Source organism: Pseudomonas sp. GW821-FHT04D07, assembly GCF_059420225.1.
The window spans coordinates 1-2,752 of record NZ_JBWKTH010000059.1 but is presented as its reverse complement, the minus strand read 5'-3'; the positions used below and the strand labels follow the sequence as shown (position 1 = coordinate 2,752).

The following is a 2,752-nucleotide window of genomic DNA, read 5'->3' as shown; positions in this document are numbered from 1 at the left end:
GGCCTGATACATAGATGCAACCGGGTAGCAGTGTTCAAAGCGTGTTGACAGGGTGGGCGAGTCCATACATAGGAGCCGGCTTGCCGGCGATGGGGCCCGTGAGCCTTGCATCGCCTGAACGACCGCCATCGCCGGCAAGCCGGCTCCCACAATGACCGCGTTGAATGCAGTGGTTTTACCGGGCCGGCAGCAGCTTCAGGACACTGCGGGTATTGGCCGACACTTCCACCTCATCCAACCGCACCTGCTCATACCCGCCTTCGATATAGGTCTCGGCCTGGTCGTCGTAATACTTGTCGAACAACACGCCGCTTTGCCCTACCGGGTTGATGGTCAGGCTGTGCTCCGGGTCGGCGAAGTCGATGAGACGGCGGGTCGAAGGCCCGTTGCTCACCGCCCAGGGCGCCGGGCCGATCTTCGCCGACAGGTTGTTCGGCACTTCATGGCTGCCCGGTGCATCGAACGGTCCGACATTGAACAACCGGTCCAGTGGCTTCTGCCGGCCCAACGGATGCTCATGGGTCAGGGTATGGGCCTGGCCCCAGACCCAGCCGGTCGGATCATTGCCATAGAGCCCCTTGAGGTGGGCGATGCTCGCTTGCCAGGCGGCTTTCACCGTCTCGGCGCGGCCCTTGCCCCACCACGGCGAATGCTCGTCGGCCGCCAGGCGCGGCAGGGCGGCGTCGATCACGCGGGTGTTCAGCAACGCATTGAAATAGTCATCGCCCAGCTTGTCGTGCATCGCGCTATAGGTCAGGTCATAGAGGAACTGATTGAACAGCGTGGCGCTGCTGGAACTCATCGGGTAGTCACCCTTCCACTGCGCCAACTGCTCCACCAGCTTCAGCTCAGCCGGGTCTTTCACCACTTCGCGCAGCACCGGCAGCAGCGGCTTGAGCAGGCGTGGGCCGTAGTCGGTGGTCGTGCCCAGTTGCAGTTTCTGGCTGTTTTCCAGGCTCCAGCGCACGCTGCTGTCGCTCAGTTGCCGGTTCAGTTGCTGGCCGCGATCGGGCAGGTTGTAGTAACCGGGAATCTCCATGCCGGTGGGTGATACCGGCTGGGCGTTGGCCGAGACGATATAGCCGCGCGCCGGGTTCTCTTCCTGGGGGTTGGCGCTGAACGGGTAGTAGCCGTCCTTGTCGGCATCGGTGGTGCTACCGTCGAGGATAAAGGCCGGGTTGACCCCGGGCTGGCGCTTGGGCAGCAGCGCCGCTGCCCACCAGCCGATATCGCCCTTGGCATTGGCCCAGACCACGTTGAGACCCGGGGCCTGGATCTTCGACGAGGCCGTGCGGGCTTTCTCCAGGGTGTCGGCGCGGTTGAGCTCGTAGAAGGCGTCGAGGATCGGGTCCGGGGTCTCGAGAAAGGCCCACCACATCGCCACTGGCTTGGTTGCGCCATTGCTGCCCAGGGCGTCATTGACGATCGGGCCGTGGGGCGAGCGGCGCAGGGTGACGGTGACCGGTGCCTCGCCCTTGACGGCGATCTGCTGTTGGCTGCTGGTCATCTCGACCCACTGGCCGTGGTACCAGACCTGGTTGGGGTTGTCCGGGTTGGTCTGCTCGGCGATCAGATCGAGGTCGTCGTTCTGGAACATGGTCAGGCTCCAGCCGAACGCCTGGTTGTTACCCAGGAACGCGAATGGCACCAGCGCCTGGTGATAGCCATACAGCTCGTAGTTCGGCGCCGAGAGGTGCGCCTCATACCAGACCGAAGGCGTCGAGAAATGGATATGCGGATCGCCCGCCAGCAGCGGCTTGCCACTCTTGGTCCGGCTGCCGGACACCGCCCAGGCATTGCTGCCTTCGAACTGCGGCAGGCCGGCGTGCTCCAGGGCCTGGTCGCTCAATCGGGCCAGGGCGCCGAGGCCCTTCCAGTCGGCATCGGCCAGGGGCGTCGGGGGGCCGAATGCGCCCTGGGGACGCCATTGCAGGTCGAAGACTTTCAGGTAGTCGGCGCCGAGCTTGTCGCGCACATAGGTCAGCAGCGGCTCGGTGCGGAAGGCGGCGGCGAAGCTGTAGGCCAGGTAGCCGGCGATGCTGATGGTGTCTGCGGCGGTGAACGGCCGCCTGTCGATGCCCAGGAGGTCGAACTCCACGGGTTTGGCGTGGCTCGCCTGATACTGGTTGATGCCGTCCAGGTAGGCTTGCAGGGCCTTCCAACTGGGGGACTGCTTGTCGAGCTCGGTGACGTACTGGTCGGCCCGCTCGCGGATACGCAGGCCGCGGAACAGTTTGTCGGTGTCCACCAGCTTGGGCCCGAGCACCTCGGCCAGCTCGCCACGGGCCAGGCGACGCATGATTTCCATCTGGAACAGCCGGTCCTGGGCCTGCACGTAACCCAGGGCGCGGTACAGGTCGGCTTCGTTTTCGGCACGGATATGCGGCACGCCACGGTCGTCGTAGCGCACCGTGACCGGCCCTTGCAGGTTCTGCAGCGTGACCTGGCCCTGGCGCATCGGCTGCTTGCTCTGGACGTACCAAAGGCCACCCCCGGCAATGGCGACGATCAGGACGGCGAGAACGGTCAGGCTGCGTTTCATGCATGAATCCTTGTGGCTACCGGGACTGGGCCGGGGAGGTTTAGCACAGGAGCGTATGGGGGTGCATCGGCCGAATGGGCGATTACTGTAAAAAGTCTGGTTCGCCATAGGGGGCTGCGATTTTTTGGCGCAGAACGCATGACTAATGTGGGAGCGGAGCTTGCCCGCGAAGCTTTTAGCGGTCTCACGGTCCTCTTCGCGGGCAAGCTC

Annotated in this window: 1 protein-coding gene; it reads right to left on the bottom strand. The window is 64.4% G+C overall.

Translation table 11 applies throughout. The features are described from left to right. Positions 1 to 175: 175 nt before the first annotated feature. The gene (locus tag AC07T0_RS31635) at positions 176 to 2,542 is read right to left on the bottom strand and encodes a penicillin acylase family protein (RefSeq protein WP_495004861.1); all 2,367 of its coding nucleotides are present in this window, start codon (positions 2,540 to 2,542) and stop codon (positions 176 to 178) included. Positions 2,543 to 2,752 lie beyond the last annotated feature (210 nt).

Excerpts from the sequence above, each read along its gene's own strand:
- AC07T0_RS31635 (WP_495004861.1), bottom strand. The coding sequence starts at position 2,542 with ATGAAACGCAGCCTGACCGTTCTCGCCGTCCTGATCGTCGCCATTGCC.